Annotated in this window: 13 protein-coding genes, 1 pseudogene and 1 riboswitch; of the genes and pseudogenes, 10 read left to right on the plus strand and 4 right to left on the minus strand. The window is 59.0% G+C overall.

Features of this window, described 5'->3' with window-relative positions; all coding sequences use genetic code 11:
- The first annotated feature begins 5 nt into the window (after positions 1-5).
- The 5 genes and pseudogenes from R3C98_RS15760 to R3C98_RS15780 all read left to right on the plus strand — a co-directional run bounded on the left by R3C98_RS15760 (position 6) and on the right by R3C98_RS15780 (position 6394).
- Complete coding sequence (locus R3C98_RS15760) at positions 6-1082, plus strand: helix-turn-helix domain-containing protein (RefSeq protein WP_371315030.1); 1077 nt, start codon at positions 6-8, stop codon at positions 1080-1082.
- A gap of 131 nt (positions 1083-1213) precedes the next feature.
- Positions 1214-1867 (plus strand): annotated as a pseudogene (locus R3C98_RS15765) (TonB-dependent receptor plug domain-containing protein); the annotation flags it as partial.
- Positions 1868-1932: 65 nt separating this feature from the next.
- A protein-coding gene (locus R3C98_RS15770) for an IS3 family transposase (protein WP_371312552.1) occupies positions 1933-3071 on the plus strand; the annotation gives its coding sequence in 2 pieces (ribosomal slippage) (positions 1933-2191 and positions 2191-3071; 1140 coding nt in all).
- Between the two features lie 50 nt (positions 3072-3121).
- Entirely contained in the window at positions 3122-4009 is an 888-nt protein-coding gene (locus tag R3C98_RS15775; RefSeq protein WP_371315031.1) for an alpha/beta fold hydrolase, read from the plus strand.
- 216 nt (positions 4010-4225) lie between these two features.
- Positions 4226-6394: an acylase gene (locus tag R3C98_RS15780; RefSeq protein WP_371315032.1), complete on the plus strand. Its 2169-nt coding sequence runs from the start codon at positions 4226-4228 to the stop codon at positions 6392-6394.
- Between the two features lie 51 nt (positions 6395-6445).
- Here the strand turns inward: R3C98_RS15780 and ygiD are convergent, their stop codons facing one another.
- From ygiD to R3C98_RS15795, 3 genes are all read right to left on the minus strand, one after another.
- A complete protein-coding gene (gene ygiD / locus R3C98_RS15785) occupies positions 6446-7231 on the minus strand; it encodes a 4,5-DOPA dioxygenase extradiol (protein WP_371315033.1) in 786 nt (261 codons plus the stop codon).
- Positions 7228-7878 carry a YceI family protein gene (locus tag R3C98_RS15790; RefSeq protein WP_371315034.1) on the minus strand — a complete coding sequence of 217 codons (651 nt, stop codon included), beginning with the start codon at positions 7876-7878 and terminating at the stop codon, positions 7228-7230. The genes ygiD and R3C98_RS15790 overlap by 4 nt, the downstream gene beginning before the upstream one ends.
- 107 nt (positions 7879-7985) lie before the next feature.
- A complete protein-coding gene (locus tag R3C98_RS15795; protein WP_371315035.1) occupies positions 7986-8858 on the minus strand; it encodes a LysR family transcriptional regulator in 873 nt (290 codons plus the stop codon).
- A 115-nt stretch (positions 8859-8973) separates the two neighbouring features.
- Between R3C98_RS15795 and R3C98_RS15800 the strand changes: the two genes are divergently transcribed.
- A complete protein-coding gene (locus R3C98_RS15800) occupies positions 8974-9549 on the plus strand; it encodes an NADPH-dependent FMN reductase (protein WP_371315036.1) in 576 nt (191 codons plus the stop codon).
- 11 nt (positions 9550-9560) lie between these two features.
- Here R3C98_RS15800 and R3C98_RS15805 read toward each other — a convergent pair whose 3' ends face one another.
- On the minus strand, positions 9561-10208 hold the full coding sequence (locus R3C98_RS15805; protein ID WP_371315037.1) for a TetR/AcrR family transcriptional regulator: 648 nt from the start codon (positions 10206-10208) through the stop codon (positions 9561-9563).
- A gap of 109 nt (positions 10209-10317) precedes the next feature.
- Here R3C98_RS15805 and R3C98_RS15810 point away from each other — a divergent pair, with 109 nt between their 5' ends.
- The 4 genes from R3C98_RS15810 to R3C98_RS15825 all read left to right on the plus strand — a co-directional run bounded on the left by R3C98_RS15810 (position 10318) and on the right by R3C98_RS15825 (position 15936).
- Complete coding sequence (locus R3C98_RS15810; RefSeq protein ID WP_371315187.1) at positions 10318-11310, plus strand: phosphotransferase family protein; 993 nt, start codon at positions 10318-10320, stop codon at positions 11308-11310.
- Between the two features lie 27 nt (positions 11311-11337).
- The gene (locus R3C98_RS15815) at positions 11338-12564 is read left to right on the plus strand and encodes an acyl-CoA dehydrogenase family protein (protein ID WP_371315038.1); all 1227 of its coding nucleotides are present in this window, start codon (positions 11338-11340) and stop codon (positions 12562-12564) included.
- 19 nt (positions 12565-12583) lie between these two features.
- Entirely contained in the window at positions 12584-13621 is a 1038-nt protein-coding gene (locus R3C98_RS15820; RefSeq protein WP_371315039.1) for an alcohol dehydrogenase family protein, read from the plus strand.
- Between the two features lie 113 nt (positions 13622-13734).
- Positions 13735-13925, plus strand: a riboswitch (cobalamin riboswitch).
- A gap of 163 nt (positions 13926-14088) precedes the next feature.
- The gene (locus tag R3C98_RS15825; protein ID WP_371315040.1) at positions 14089-15936 is read left to right on the plus strand and encodes a TonB-dependent receptor plug domain-containing protein; all 1848 of its coding nucleotides are present in this window, start codon (positions 14089-14091) and stop codon (positions 15934-15936) included.
- Positions 15937-15941: the final 5 nt, after the last annotated feature.

Genomic DNA, 15941 nt, shown 5'->3' on the forward strand with positions numbered 1-15941 from the left:
TATATATGGGCAGAATGAGTGTTTCTCGCGGCAGCGACAGAATTGTTTTCGAAATCGGGCAGATCGCTCCAATTCTGGCGTGGGCTGAAGAGGCCGGCGTGGATGTGGACCGGGTCGCTGGCCGGATCGGCATTGAACCGGATGTGCTTCAGAACGCCCCCCACACGAAGCTGCCGCTGGCTGACTACTTCCGCATTCAATCCGAAATCGCCAGATCGCTGGACGATCTGACGGCGCAACTGTCAGAACGCAAGCTGCTCTACCAGAGCGGCTCGTTCGTGGTGTCACAATTGAAATCCGCGAGGACCCTGCAGGATACGATCCGCAGTCTCGCCTCCTATTTCAACATGCTGCATGGCGGGAACTACAATCTGGTTCGCCAAAGCGGTGAAACGCTGACCTTGGTGCTTGATGACTCCGATTTCCCCTATCGATTCAGGGATAATCAGGCGCTACTTCGCTTCGTCCGGGACGCGCTGCTCATCAAGGTCTTCTGCCTGATCGACAGTTTGACCGGCGGTGTCGCCAGCAAGGCCCTGACTCGCGTCACCCTTGTTCGTCACCGCCATGACATTGAAGGCACCCTCACATCATTCTGGGAAGTGCCCGTTCAATACAATAAAGCCGTGTACGAACTTGTGTTTGACTACCAGATTGCGTGCCAGCAAATTGCACCCGCCACGAACGCAGACCTGAGTACTGACGGTATTTTCTCGCGTATCGTTCATCACCTCGAAAACATCGAATCCGAGACAGATACTCGGCCCTTCGCAATCCGCACGGAAGAGCTGATTTCCGAGGGACTTGAGACCCAGCAAGCCGTTGCCAATTCATTTGGTATCAGCGTTGCGACGCTCAGACGGCGCCTGAGCGAAGAACACACATCCTTCCGCGATCTCCTGCTGAACCACCGCATGGACCGGGCAAATGCAATGCTGACGCGCGGCACGTCCGTATCGGAGGTGTCTGACTTGCTCGGCTATTCCGATGTGCGCGCCTTCAACCGGGCATTTAAAAAAGTGCGGGGCATATCTCCTGCCGTATTTGCCCGGAAAGATGATGTAATTAACGAGGGCGCGTGAGCGAAACTGTTCACTGGGCCTGAGCCGTCCCGTCATCGAAATCCTGTTCGTCTTCTGAATTACTCCCGCAAAATACAAAAACTGCGGAGGAAATCGTGAAGCAGCAGAAATTTGACACGCTTAAGTTCGGCCTGGTTTCAGCGATTGCGCTGACGGGCGGCCAGTATCATGCCTGGGCACAGGATGCCGACGAACAGGAAGACAGCGCCCGCACACTGGGCCGTGTGACGGTGACCGCCCAGCGGCGCGAGGAAGACCTCCTCGATGTTCCTCTGTCGGTCACGGCGATCGGGGCGGAACGCCTGGAACTTACCGGTGTGGTTGATATCACTTCCATCCAGCGCTCCACGCCAAACGCCACGATCGAAGTCGCGCGCGGCTCGAACTCGACGCTGATCGCCTTCATCCGCGGCGTCGGCCAGCAGGATCCGGTCTGGGGATTTGAACCCGGCGTCGGGCTTTATGTGGACGACGTCTACATTGCACGCCCACAGGGCGCGGTGCTCGACATATTCGATGTTGAGCGCGTGGAAGTTCTCCGCGGCCCGCAGGGCACCCTCTATGGCCGCAACACAATCGGCGGCGCGATCAAATACATCACGAAGCCGCTCGGCAATGAGCCAGACCTGAAGGTCAAGGCGAATCTCGGCAGCTACAGCCAGGCCGATGTGATTGTCTCCGGCTCCACACCGCTGAGCGACACATTCGCCGTCGGCGGCGCCATCGCAAAGTATACCCGGGACGGCTTCGGCAAGAACCTCAACACAGGTGCCGAACACTACGATGGTCTGCCTCCCGAAAAGTGGTCCGTTATTTGAGTTAGTTCCGGCTTCAGATATGGAGCTGAGACATGGGCAAGAGAGCCAAGCCTGAAGAGATTATTGCGAAACTGCGGGAGGTGGAGGTTCGCCTCGCTCGCGGTGAAACTGCAGCTTCGGCGGCGCGCGCCGTCGGTGTGACCGAACAGACCTACTACCGCTGGCGCAAAGAGTATGGCGGCCTGCAGGTCGACCAAGCCAAGCGCATGAAAGATATGGAGAAGGAAAACGCCCGGCTTCGGCGCGCAGTCTCTGATCTCACGCTGGACAACCAGATCCTTCAGGAAGTCGTGCGGGGAAAGTTCTAAGCCCTTCGCGTCGTCGTGCTGCAGTCGATCACGTGGTGGAAGAGCTTGGCGTCTCCGAACGCCGGGCTTGCCGTGTGATCGGCCAGCACCGTTCGACCCAGCGCAAGCAGCCCATACGGCGAGATGATGAGGACGCCCTGACATCGGCGATTATCCGCCTGGCCGAACGGTTCGGCCGGTATGGCTATCGCCGGATCACGGCGCTCCTCAGAAATGATGGCTGGCATGTGAACGAGAAGCGGGTTTACCGCATCTGGCGACGGGAGGGGCTGAAAGTGCCGATGAAACAACCAAAACGCGGTCGTCTCTGGCTGAATGATGGCTCGTGTGTGCGGCTGAGGCCGGCGCACAAAGGCCATGTCTGGTCCTATGACTTCGTGCAGGACCGCACCCATGATGGACGTGTGTTCCGCATGCTGTGTGTGGTCGACGAGTTTACACGGGAGTGCCTCGCCATCCGAGTCGAGCGAAAGCTGAACTCACGGGATGTCCTCGACACGCTGGGTGAGCTGTTCGTTCGGCATGGGCCGCCGGAACACATACGCTCTGACAATGGCCCTGAGTTCATTGCAACAGCCCTCCGTGACTGGCTGGCACGTATCGGCGTGAAGACGCTCTATATCGAACCGGGAAGCCCATGGGAAAACGGATACTGCGAAAGTTTCAACTCCAAGCTCCGGGACGAGTTGCTGGCGAGGGAAATCTTCTTCGATCTCAGGGAGGCCCAGATCCTGATCGAAACCTGGCGGCGGCACTACAACACCGCGCGCCCGCACTCTTCTCTGGGCTACCGGCCACCCGCTCCACAAACCATCTTGCCCGCGGCGTTCATACCGCCTTACTGTGAGGAGGTAGCGGCATGAACGCCGCTACGTGAAAACCGCCGGACTAACAAAACCGGTGGACCACCCCTGTGGGGCAGAGCACATCTCTCCCCGACAAACGGGACGTCTTCTACCAGTCGGCTGATGGTTTACGTCTCTATGCGGCGGACTATGGCCCTGTTGATACGCCGCTGACCGTGCTCTGCATGCACGGCCTGACGCGAAACCATAAGGATTTCGACCCCCTTATTGGCAAGCTGAATCTGCCCTGCCGCTTCATTTCGGTCGACGTCCGCGGCCGGGGGGCATCGGAACGCGATCCGAACCACGCCTATTCTCCGGATGTGTATGTCGGCGACATGACTGCCCTTCTGAACCAGCTTCAGATCGACAAGGTGACCCTGATCGGTACGTCCATGGGCGGCCTGATGGCGATGATCATGTCCCAGGTGTTGAAGGATCGCATTCAGGGAATTGTGCTCAATGATGTGGGCCCGGCGGTAAACCCGGCGGGACTGAAGCGTATTGCCAGTTATACAAGTGGCGTCAGGGCATTTCCCGATTGGCAGGCAGCCGCCGAAGCCATAGCGGGCAGTCAACATACGGCTTTCCCGGACTTCACGCAGTCCGACTGGCTCAAATTCGCCCGGCAAACTTGCCGTGAAACGGACGAAGGACAGGTCGAATTCGACTATGATCCCGCAATCACCAAAAATATGGACGTTTCAGGCGCCAGCTGGAAAGTCAACTTCATGATGTGGCGCGTATTTGGCCGTATGAAGAAGATACCCCTGCTGATCATCCGTGGAGAATTTTCGGATATCCTCACGCCTGCGACCGCTCAGCGAATGTGCCGCAGGCACAAGCAATGCAAATTGGTGACCGTACCGAATCGCGGGCATGCCCCGATGCTGTCCGAACCTGAGGCCGTCTCGGCAATTGCCGACTTTCTGGCAGCGCAGATGGCATCGGCCTGACACCTCCGGTGCGGTGCACCTGCCGGGACCGCGTCAATTTGCTTCTGAACACACCTGCCTCTGAGCGATGGTTGCTGTCTTGCGGCTCTGAATTGCCCGGATATTCACCAGAGAGCTGGATAATTGAGGTCTGGCTTTCATCATCATTTTCGTGACACCGCTCACCCGGCGTATCTACGGTGCAGAACCGCGGGTGCATCGACGAGGGATCACAGAATGATATTCAAACACCTGATGACCGGAATGGTCGCCGCAACGGGCGGCATCGTCCTGGCAGCATGCGCAGGCGCATCGCTGAGCTCTGAGGCCGGTGCCCCTGTCGCGGTGGCTGCTGAGGTCTCACCCGAGGCCCCGGCGCCCAAGGGAGAGATTTTGTGGGACACCTATGGCGTACCCCACATCTACGGCGACGATGCCGAAACGGTGTTCTACGGCTATGGCTACGCTCAGGCGAACAGCCACGCCAACACGATTTTACGCCTCTATGGTGAAGCGCGAGGCAAAGGCGCCGAATACTGGGGCGCCGCCTACGAAGACACAACCAAATGGCTGGTCATGAATGGCGTGCCAGCACGCGCCCAGGTCTGGTACGATGCTCAGACGCCGGAATTCAAAGCTAAACTCGACGCATTTGCAGCCGGCATGAATGCCTATGCCGAGGAACACCCGGAAGCGATTGATGACGACGTGAAAATAGTCCTGCCGATTTCTGGCGTCGATGTGGTTGCCCACGCCCACCGTCTGATGAACTTTGTCTATGTCGCCTCGCCAAACCGAACCATCGGCGAAGGTGATCCGCCGGAACTGGAAAAGCAGGGATCGAACACCTGGGCCGTTGCACCGTCCAAGACGGCGAGCGGCCACAGCATGCTTCTGCAGAACCCGCACCTGCCCTGGAGCATGCCCTTCTTCATCTACTACGAGGCCCACCTCGTCGGCCCGGATTTCGAAGTCTATGGCGCAACTCAGGTGGGCCTGCCGGTGATCCGTTTTGCATTCAATCAGCAGATGGGGATCTCCAACACCGTGAATGGAATGGTCGGTGCGACAACGTACGAACTTAGCCTGAAGGACAATGGCTACCTGTTCGATGGTGAAGTCCTGCCCTTCGATGTCGAGGAGACGAGCTACAAGCTGAAGCAGGAAGACGGCAGCCTGCTCGATGTGCCTGTCTCGATCCGCTCCACGGTCCACGGCCCGGTATTCGAGCGGCCGGATGGCAAGACGGTCGCGCTTCGCGTCGCGGGTCTCGACCGCCCCGGAATGCTGAACCAGTATTTCGACATGGTCACGTCTGACAGCTATGACGAGTTCCACGAGGCCATCTCCCGGCTGCAGGTGCCGACCTTCAATATCTCCTACGCGGACCGCGACGGGCATATCGAATACATCTTCAATGGCATGGCGCCGAAGCGTTCGTCCGGCGACATCGATTTCTGGCGGGGCCTGGTACCGGGGGATACATCCGAATACCTCTGGACCGAGATCCATGATTTCGACGACCTGCCGCGTGTGACGGACCCGGAATCCGGTTTCATTCAGAACTCGAATGATCCGCCATGGGAAGCCACCCTGCCCGTTCCTTACAAGCCGGACGACTATCCGGCCTATTTTGCCCCCCGCACGCCGCTGTCGATGCGGGCTCAGAATTCTCTGAAGATGATGACGGGCGCCGATGACATCACGTTCGATGAGTTCGTCGAACTGAAACTGTCGGCTGAGGCGTTGATGGCAGACCGGGTTCTTCCGGACCTGCTTGCCGCAGCTGCTGCAGACGAAGATCCAGACATGCAAAAAGCCGTCGAAACGCTATCTGCGTGGGACAGGACCTTCTCGGCCGACAATCGCGCCGGCGTCCTGTTCGAAGAATGGGCGAAGCTGTTTGCTGGTCCGCGAATGTCAGGACAGGACGGCTTTGCCGTTGCGTGGAGCGCGGAAGACCCGATCAACACGCCGTCCGGTCTCAAGGATCCGGCCTCCGGTGTGGAGCTGCTTCGCAAGGCAATCGCCATAACCAAGGAAAAATTCGGCGTCATCGATCCGGTCTATGGAAACGTGTCCCGTTTCATTCTGGAAGACGTGAATGTCCCCGGGCACAGCGGCTACGGTAACCTCGGCTCGTTCGACGTGATCACCTGGTCTGAGCCCAATGAAGATGGCGTCCGCACACCGGCTCATGGTGAGACCTGGGTGGCGCTCGTCGAGTTCTCCACGCCCATCAAGGCCTATGGACGCATGAGCTATGGCAACTCCCGCCAGCCCGGCACGACGCACTACAGCGACCAGCTGAAGTTGCTATCGGACAAAGAGTTCCGCGAACTCTGGCTGCAACGTCAGCAGGTCGAAGACCACCTCGAACGGCGCACCCCTCTCAATCCCGACTAATGCTTCCAAAGTCGGGAAAATTGAGAAAATATTGTCGGTCCACGGCTTGGATCAGGCCGGTGTCATCCCGACCGAGAAACAGGTCATTGAGAGCGACCCCATCGTGTAGCTCTGCAGGAAGGCTTCGGCCTTCCCTTCACCTTCGGCGGCAACACCTGCAATATAGGCAAGCGGGAGGAAGTGGTCCGGGGTCGGAACGGCACGTGCCAAGGCAGGATGACTAAGGACCTGGCTTAGATGACCGGCATCTGCCGCCATCTGGTCGACGACCGCCTGATCAAAATCAAGTGCCCAGTCTTCACCGAAATCGGGTTTCCCCCATTGCACAAGCCGCAAATTGTGCACAACGTTTCCGCTTCCGAGGATCAACACGCCCTCATCCCGGAGTGGAGCAAGCTTCCGCCCGAGCCTGAGATGATAATCAAACGGCTTCATTGCATTGATGGACAACTGGACCACCGGGATGTCGGCCTCAGGGAACATGTGAGCAAGCACGCTCCAGGTTCCGTGGTCGAGGCCCCATTGGTCCTTGTCCTGCCCGATCCAGTCCGGCTTGATCAGCTCCGCGACGCGGGCAGCAAGTTCGGGCGCACCGGAGGCCGGATATTCGTAGTCGAACAAGGCCTGCGGAAAGCCATAGAAATCGTGGATTGTCCGGGGATCCGGCATCGCCGTCACGACCGTGCTTCCAATGAACCAGTGCGCCGAGATGGCGAGGATCGCCTTCGGCCTGGGAAGGTTCTGGCCGAGCGCTTCCCATGTCGCGGTGTACTGATTTTCCTCAAGCGTGTTCATCGGGCTGCCATGCCCGATGAACAAAGCCGGTATCCTGCTCACTGATCTGCTCCATTGTCCGGTTCGACCAGTTTGAATTCTGCTTCGAGATGCAGGTCCACGTCATCGCTGATCATGGGCACACCATAGCTGACACCGAATTCCGAGCGCTGGATTGTCGCATATCCATCGAAGCCAAGTGAGAACTTACTGTCGAGCGGATTGACGCCCGCTTTGTTGAAATCTGCCGTGAAGCTGACCGGCCTGGTGACACCCCGGAGGGTGAGGTCGCCGGACACAACCGCCGAGTCGGCATCGGTCAGCTCAACGGACGTCGCCGTGAAGCTTGCTTCCGGAAAGTTTGCCACATCGAAGAAGTCGGGCGTCTTGAGGTGGTTGTCGAGCGCCGCGTTCAGTGTTCCGACGGAGTTCACATCGATTGCTGCTTCAAGTGTGCTGGCTTCCGGGGCGGCCGGATCCAGATCCATTGTGGCAGACACGCCGCTGAACTGGCCAGTATAGGTCGAGAAGCCCATATGGCTGACGGACCAGGTGATTTTTCCGTGCGCCGGGTCGAGCACATAGGTACCGGCCGGAATGGTCACGGCTTCGGCTTGTTCGTTGCCAGCGCTCTGGGCAATGGCCGTCATGGCGCCGGACGCGAGAAGGGCAGCGATGGCGGCGCCGGCGAAAACTGATCTACGGGACATTTCTAACTCCTGCTTCTGGTGCCAGGAAGATGTATGCGGACACTCCCCTCCACCATTGTCGAAGTAGGTTTAATGGGCATGCGAAAGCGTATACCCAAAAAGCGCCCCTAGCCGTCCGGGTTTAGCAGAGGGGCATTCTCTTCAAACATCGCGATGAGCGCATCCATTGTCGCGCGAATGCGGGGGGTTTGCCGCATGTCCGAATGCACACCGAGCCAGATATCCCGCTTCAGATCAGGAGACTCCGGCAACACCCGGACCAGCCGATCGTCCTGATCTGCGCGGAACCTTGGCAAAAGGGCGATCCCGCCCCCGGTTACAGCTGCCCAGAAGAAAACTTCACGGCTGTTGGATCGCATCTTTATCTTTCCATTCGGAAACTGCTTCTCCATCCAGACCGCTTCCGGAAGGTGCGCCTGATCGTCCATGACGGTGATCAGCTGGGGCGCATCCATGTCAGCACCTCTCAGATAGTCTGCGCTGGCGAAAAAATTCAGCGCGATCGCCCCGATCTTGCGGGCCACGATCTGGTTCCCGGTGAAGGGCGCCATTCTGATCGCAATATCTGCCTCCCGCCGGGCGAGGCTCAGCGCCTGCGTCGCCGGGGCGAGTTCGACATTGATGTTCGGATGGTCCTTTTGCAGCGCAATCAATGTCGGCGTCACGAACTGTGAGGCAAGCGTATCCACCGTTGTGACGCGAACATCCCCTTCCATTTTGATGTCGCCGCCGAAGATCAGCCGCTCGGCGGCAAGCGCTTCCTGTTCCATCCTTTCGGCATTCGCCAAAACGCTTTCACCGATAGGCGTAAGGACGAACCCGTCAGGTGTCCGCTGAAGGAGCTTCGCACCAAGTGTCTCTTCCATGGCCGCCAGCCGCCGTCCCACCGTCGGCTGCGTCAGCTTGAGCGCCCGCGCCGCGCCAGACAGCCTGCCCTGACGCGCAATTTCCAGAAAAGTGTGAAGATCATCCCATTGCATCAGAACGGTATACATAAACGCATAGCGACTAGGCAAACATTCCCGGTCCCGAAACTGCGCCTGTCCCCCTATTTCCTGCCCAACACTCAGCAGTTCGAAAATTCAGGAGGTTCTCATGTCTTCGACCAAGAAAGTGGCAGTCATTACCGGCAGCCTTCGCGCCGAATCCAAAACACGCACGATGGCAAAGGCGATCATCGCTGAAGCCCCGGAGGGGCTGAGCTTCGAGTTCGCCGATATCGGCGACCTGGCCCTCTACAATGAGGATCTGGAGACAGACACGCCACCTGCGCCTTGGACCGCATTCCGCGACCGGATCAAAGGCGCAGACGCCGTTCTGTTCGTTACCCCGGAATACAACCGGTCTGTGCCCGGCGCCCTTAAGAACGCGATCGATGTCGGCTCGCGCCCGTACGGCAAGGCCGTGTTCTCCGGCAAACCCGCAGCGATCGTGACGGCCTCCCCGGGTGGTATCGGCGGCTTCGGCGCAAACCACCACCTGCGTCAGTCCCTCGTGTTCCTCGACATGCCCGTCCTGCAGCAACCGGAAGCCTATATCGGCGGCCTCTGGGAAATGTTCGACGACGAAGGAAATGTGAAATCGGAAGATACACGCAAATTCCTGCGCGCAATCGCTGATGCCTTTGCAGCTTTGATTGAACGTTCAACCAAGGCCCTGGAAAACGCCTGAGCGGGGCCAGGTCACGCCAGAGCCGGAGCCTTTACGATCGCCGCGATGGTCTGCACGAAATGCTCCAGCACGCGGGTTGTCGACCAGGTCGAGTGCGCGCGAGACGAGTCTGCAAGACGCGTCTCGCGTGCCGACAGGACACCACCAAGATAGGCTTCGATAAAAACGATCCGTTCAGTCTGGTCGCGTTTGGGCAGATGGTTCATCCACCCCCGCAGTAGATCAATGCATCGCTGGTAGCCGGTATTCCAGCGGTTCTCGAGCGCGCTCATGAACAGATCCCTGTGCGCCATGGCAAACAGAACGACAAAGCGGTTATAGCACTCTTCCTCCCCCGGAGGTGCCAGGTCGATGGATGGGAACACCAGGACACGGATCACATCGTCCAGTTCGGGTGGACGGCCGCTTGCGGCAAGTTCATCCAGCGCCTGATTGCGCCGTTCGTCGATCAGCCGTGCCCCATCGACGACAATTGTTCTAATCAATTCAGCCTTCGAGCCGAAATGGTAGCCCACTGCGCCATGATTTTTTTGTCCCGCGGCAGCAGCGATCTCGCGAACGGTGACACCATCCACGCCCCGTTTGGCAAACAGCTTCAGTGCCGCGTGCTTCAGCGCATCGACGGCATCGCTCTCATTTTTTTCTTGCAGGCGGACCATGGGGAAGGCTTGCAATCTGATCCTCCTCGCGTCAAGCATATTATCCAATTGATTTAATCGGGAGGAATCGTTGGATACGCCGGTAGACCTGGAAACACTGGCAAGTTGGATGGACAGCCAAGGGCTGGGGAACGGTCCGATTGAGCAGGCCGAGCGCCTTGCCGGTGGCACCCAGAATATTCTCCTGCGTTTTCAGCGCGCCGGACGGACATATGTGCTGCGCCGCCCGCCGCCTGTTCTGCGCGCCAATTCCAACGAAACCATGCGCCGGGAAGCGCGTGTGCTGGCCGCGCTGAGTGGCACCAACGTACCGCATCCGGGCCTCATCGCGGCGTGCGAGGACGAAACAGTTCTCGGCGCGGCCTTCTACCTGATGGAACCCATCGATGGGTTCAACGCCACACAGGGCCTGCCGGAGCCATTCGCGAGTTCGCCGGAACTGCGTCACCAGATGGGCCTCTCGCTCGTCGATGGGATCGCGGCGCTCGGCGCGGTGGACTATGTCGCCGTCGGGCTGACCGGCCTCGGCAAACCCGAAAACTATCTCGAACGTCAGGTCAGCCGTTGGAAAGGGCAGCTCGAAAGCTACGCCGAAATTCCGGAATGGGATGGCCGCAAGGACCTGCAAGGCGTCAACCGTATCGGCGACTGGCTGGACGAGAACCGGCCTTCGGGATTCCGCGCGGGCATCATTCATGGCGATTACCATCTCGCCAACGTCATGTTCCGGTTCGACGCGCCGAAACTGGCAGCCATTGTCGATTGGGAACTGACGACGATCGGCGATCCACTTCTGGATCTTGGCTGGCTGATGGCAACGTGGCCCGATGAAGCGGACCGCTCAGATGCAGGAACTGTGGCCGTTCAGCCCTGGGAGGGTTTTCCGACAGCGGAAGAACTCATCGCCCGCTACGCGTCCCAGTCAGACCGGGACCTTTCCGGCATTCACTGGTACGGCGTGCTCGCCTGTTACAAGCTGGGCATCATCCTTGAAGGCACCTATGCGCGCGCCTGCGCTGGCAAGGCGCCGAAGGAGACCGGCGACGATTTGCACAGAAGAACCATATGGCTGCTCGAACGCGCATTGCGCTGGATCAGCTGAGTACAGACAAACCCCGGAGGAACAGAGATGCTGTTTGAGCATAGCCAGAAGACGAAAGACTTGATTGCCCGCGTTGAGACCTTCTTCGACAAATATGTCTATCCGACTGAAGAAGAATATCACGCCTGGGACGAGGACCCGGCGAATTTGTGGAAGCGCTGGCCCGGCATCGACAAGATCAAGGAACATGCGAAGGCTGAAGGCCTCTGGAACCTGTTCCTGCCGGAAGAATATGGCGAATACAGCGCCGGCCTCACCAACATGGAATATGCGCCGCTGGCAGAGATCATGGGCCGCGTGCCGCACTCATCCGAATTCTTCAACTGTTCGGCACCAGATACGGGCAACATGGAAGTTCTGGCGAAATACGGCTCGCCTGCACAGAAAGAGAATTGGCTGAAACCCCTGCTCGCTGGTGATATCCGCTCCGCCTATGTGATGACCGAGCCGCAGGTCGCCTCGTCTGACGCAACCAATCTGGAACTGACGATCCTGCCGGACGGTGATGACTATGTCATCAATGGCCGGAAATGGTGGATCTCCGGTGCGATGAACCCGAACTGCAAGATCTGGATCGTCATGGGCAAGACACTGCTGGACAATCCGCGTCACCAGCAGCACTCGCAAATCCTGGTCGAACCAGACACACCCGGCATCACCATCGTTCGCCACCTGACTGTTTTCGGTTCGAAGAATTCGCCCGGCGGCGAATGTGAGCTGCGCTTCGAGAATGTCCGCGTTCCGAAGGAAAACATGATCCTCGGCGAAGGCCGCGGGTTCGAAATCGCACAGGGCCGTCTCGGCCCGGGCCGTATCCATCACTGCATGCGCTCGATCGGACAAGCGCAACGGGCGCTGGAGATCATGTCCCGCCGCGTCGAAAACCGTGTTGCCTTCGGCAAGAAGCTCGCCGATCAGAGCTCAATCCGTCAGGACATCGCGCGAAGCTTCTGCGAAATCGAGATGGCCCGCCTCCTGACGCTGAAGGCCGCCGACGCGATGGATCGTTTCGGCAACAAGGACGCCAAAGACCTTATCGCCGCGATCAAGGTGGTTGCGCCTCAGATGGCCCAGACCGTGTGTGACCGCGCCATCCAGGCTCATGGCGGCATGGGCGTCAGCGACGACACGCCGGTTGCCCGCTTCTTCACTCTGAACCGCTTCCTTCGCATTGCGGATGGTCCGGACGAAGTTCACATGTCTCAGCTCGGCAAGCTGAAGATCCGCGAATACAACGCCATGCCGGTTCGCTAAGGCTCGGGAGGAACGCACCATGAAAGCACTCGTCTATCGCGGGCCGAAGGATATCGGGCTCGAATCCATTCCCGACCCGATCCTGGAAGATGACCGCGACGCGATCATCAAGGTCGACAAATGTTCCATCTGCGGCAGCGACCTGCACATCTATCATGGCGAAACCTTTTCGGAGGACACCGGCTATTGCGTCGGCCATGAGGCCGTCGGTGAAGTGGTCGAGGTCGGCCGCTCCGTCCGCCAACTGAAGGTCGGCGACAAGGTCATGATCTCGGCCGCGGTCGGGTGTGGACAATGCCGCTCCTGCCTCGCCGGGAATGTCGTCAATTGCGAAACCAATTCAGGTCGCTGCTACGGTCTCTCAAGCGCACTGCAGGGCTGCCAGGCCGAAGCCGTGCGCGTGCCAGCAGCCGACTTCAATGCGGCCCGCATTCCGGAAGGCGTCACAGCGGAACAGGCGCTGATGCTGACGGATGCCCTGGCGACTGCCTGGTTCGGGGCCCGCAATGCAGACATCGCGCATGGTGCAACGGTCGCTGTGGTCGGGCTCGGCCCCATCGGCCTGATGGCTGCAGAAGGCGCGCTTGCGATGGGTGCGGCCCGCGTGTTCGGCATCGATCTCGTCGAGGAACGTCGCGCCATGGGGCGTGCCATAGGCCTCGAAACGCCCGACCCTGCTGAAGCCAGAGAATATATTCGCGAGGCCACCCATGGCCGGATGTGCGATAGCGTGATTGAAGCGGTGGGGCATTCCGCGACGATCCGTGCGGCGCTCGGACTCGCCGGGCGCCGCGGAACGGTGTCGGTCATCGGCGTCAATCAGGACCGGTCCATGGACTTCCCGATGGCAAAGGCCTTCGCAATGGGGCTGACCTTCCGGATCGGTACCTGTTCGGTAACACAGGAATGGCCGGAACTTGTTCCGCTGATCCAGTCCGGCCGCATCAAGCCGGAACGCTATATCAGCCACACACTGGACCTGTCGGAAGGCGCACACGCTTACGACCTGTTCGACCGGAGGGCTGAGGGCGCAATGAAGATGGTTCTGGATATCTGATCCGGGCTCATCCCCGATCAGAGCCGGACAAAGCACGGAGCATGGCAGTGATTTCCTGCCCATGCCTCCGCGTCAGCCGGTGCGGCGCCTATTGACAGGCGTTCGCAACTGCAACAACTAACGCACCAGATGGTGCCCTTTAAAACAGGGCCTAGAGGGAAGCCGGTGTGAATCCGGCGCTGTACCCGCAACTGTCAGCCAGGAGCTGATGGCCATTAAGCCACTGGAGCCGTGAGGTTCTGGGAAGGCGGCCTGAAGCGTAGATCGGCGAGCCAGGAGACCTGCCATCGCGTCGTTCGTCCGGAGGCCGGGAATAGTTCTCGCGGGCGGGAAGGCTGATGCCTCTCCTTTTGTAACGACATCCGAAAAACCGGCCTGGCCGCCCGCATGGCGAATCCCATGTGGCCAGAAATTGTCGTTATCAGCACCTGTCTTTCGGGCGGCGGGGTGCGATGAGGGGTAAACCCATGTCTTACAGAACAGCTCTGCTCACCACAGCGGTTATCAGCATTGCCATGCCGTCATTCGCGCAGGAAGCCAGCAATCAGGAAACACGGCTCGATCCGGTCACCATCGAAGGATCACGTCTTGGCCAGACCCAGACGGAAATCGGTTCCAGTGTCAGCATCATCACCGCCGAAGACCTCGAGAAACTGGATTTCGATTTCGCCCTCGACGCTGTCGCCGCAGCACCCGGCGTCACGATCAATCAGAATGGCAGCTATGGCGGCGCAGCCAGCGTGCGCATTCGAGGCGCCTCCACCGGGCAGACGCTCGTCCTGATCGATGGGGTTCCAGCCAGCGACCCTTCCATGACCGATGGCAGCTTCAATTTTGCTTATCTCGATACGGATGACATTGAACGGATCGAGGTTCTCAAGGGCCCGCAATCCACGCTCTGGGGCTCAGATGCGATTGGCGGGGTCGTTTCCATTCTCACGAAGGTCCCGGAGGAGCGTCTGGGCGGCTCCGTTTTTGCCGAATACGGCTCTTTCAATACGCTGCGCGGTGGCGCTTCCATAAGCAACGCGAACGAAGTGGGCGACTTCCGCCTGTCAGCCAGCGCGCTCTCCACAGATGGCATTTCAAAAGCTGATGAAGCCAACGGAAATGGCGAGGAAGACGGCTATGAGTCCACCACTCTCTCTGCCAAGGGCGGCCTGAACCTGCCATCTTCCGCGCGTCTCGAAGCGAGCGTTCTGTGGAACGACGCCGAGGCCGACTATGACAGTTATATCTTTGGCGCTGAAGGCAGCGTCGGAGATGGCGATGAGCGCACACAGAACGAAACCTTGTCAGGACATGTTTCTCTGGAAGTGCCTCTGTTTGACGACCGGTTTCAAAACACCCTGATGGTTGGATATTCCGATATCAGCCGGGAAAACTTCTCGAATGGCGCCCCAAGCTATTCTGCAGAAGGTGACCGCCAGATTTATCGCTATCAGGGCATCTTCACGGTCGATGACCGCAACAAGCTCTCCTTTGGGGCCGAGCGAGAGGAAACCTCCGCTGATGGGCTGGAGGCCTCGATCGACGGTGTGTTCGGGCTCTATGAGTTCAAGCCCAATGAGACGCTCACCCTGACAGGCGGCATCCGCGTCGATGATCACGACAAATTCGGCTCGGAATCCACCGGCCGGATCGCAGCGGCCTATAACCCAACAAGGCAGATTGTTCTGCGCGCCAGCTGGGGACAGGGATTCAAGGCGCCGAGTATTTTCCAGTCGACCTATATCTGTACCTTCTGTGGCCTGACCGAGCCGAACGCAAACCTGCAACCAGAAAGCTCCGAAGCCTTCGACATCGGTCTCGATTGGACTTCCGAAGACGGCCGCGCCAAGGCTGGCATGACTTACTTCGACCAGGATACGGAGAACATGATCGATTTCTCCTATACGGCCGGATACGACAATATCGCAGTCGTGAAATCACAGGGCATGGAACTCTATGGCTCCTACCAGTTCGCTGAATGGCTCGGCATCGCAGCGAACTATGCGTACATTGATGCCGAAGACGGCAACGGGAATGCGCTCTGGCGACTACCGAAACACTCAGGGGATGTGACCGTGTCGCTCGACCCAGAAGGACCGTTCTCAGGTGCCGTTCTGGTGAGGTTCAACGGCGACGAAGCCAACACGGACGGATCGACGCTTGATGGCTGGACCCGGGTTGATCTGACCGGAAGCTACGATCTGACCGAAAGTGTCGAACTGTACGGCCGGATCGAAAACCTTTTCGACGAGCAATACCAGCAGGTGCTCGGCTACGGCACGCCCGGCCTGTCTGGCTCTGTCGGCATCCGGTTGCGGTACTAGGTGAC

This window comes from Hyphomonas sp. (genome assembly GCF_041398465.1).
Taxonomy (GTDB): domain Bacteria; phylum Pseudomonadota; class Alphaproteobacteria; order Caulobacterales; family Hyphomonadaceae; genus Hyphomonas.

Excerpts from the sequence above, each read along its gene's own strand:
- R3C98_RS15760 (WP_371315030.1), top strand. The coding sequence starts at position 6 with ATGGGCAGAATGAGTGTTTCTCGCGGCAGCGACAGAATTGTTTTCGAA.
- R3C98_RS15780 (WP_371315032.1), top strand. The coding sequence starts at position 4,226 with ATGATATTCAAACACCTGATGACCGGAATGGTCGCCGCAACGGGCGGC.
- R3C98_RS15790 (WP_371315034.1), bottom strand. The coding sequence starts at position 7,878 with ATGTCCCGTAGATCAGTTTTCGCCGGCGCCGCCATCGCTGCCCTTCTC.
- R3C98_RS15795 (WP_371315035.1), bottom strand. The coding sequence starts at position 8,858 with ATGCAATGGGATGATCTTCACACTTTTCTGGAAATTGCGCGTCAGGGC.
- R3C98_RS15800 (WP_371315036.1), top strand. The coding sequence starts at position 8,974 with ATGTCTTCGACCAAGAAAGTGGCAGTCATTACCGGCAGCCTTCGCGCC.
- R3C98_RS15805 (WP_371315037.1), bottom strand. The coding sequence starts at position 10,208 with ATGGTCCGCCTGCAAGAAAAAAATGAGAGCGATGCCGTCGATGCGCTG.
- R3C98_RS15810 (WP_371315187.1), top strand. The coding sequence starts at position 10,318 with ATGGACAGCCAAGGGCTGGGGAACGGTCCGATTGAGCAGGCCGAGCGC.
- R3C98_RS15815 (WP_371315038.1), top strand. The coding sequence starts at position 11,338 with ATGCTGTTTGAGCATAGCCAGAAGACGAAAGACTTGATTGCCCGCGTT.
- R3C98_RS15820 (WP_371315039.1), top strand. The coding sequence starts at position 12,584 with ATGAAAGCACTCGTCTATCGCGGGCCGAAGGATATCGGGCTCGAATCC.
- R3C98_RS15825 (WP_371315040.1), top strand. The coding sequence starts at position 14,089 with ATGTCTTACAGAACAGCTCTGCTCACCACAGCGGTTATCAGCATTGCC.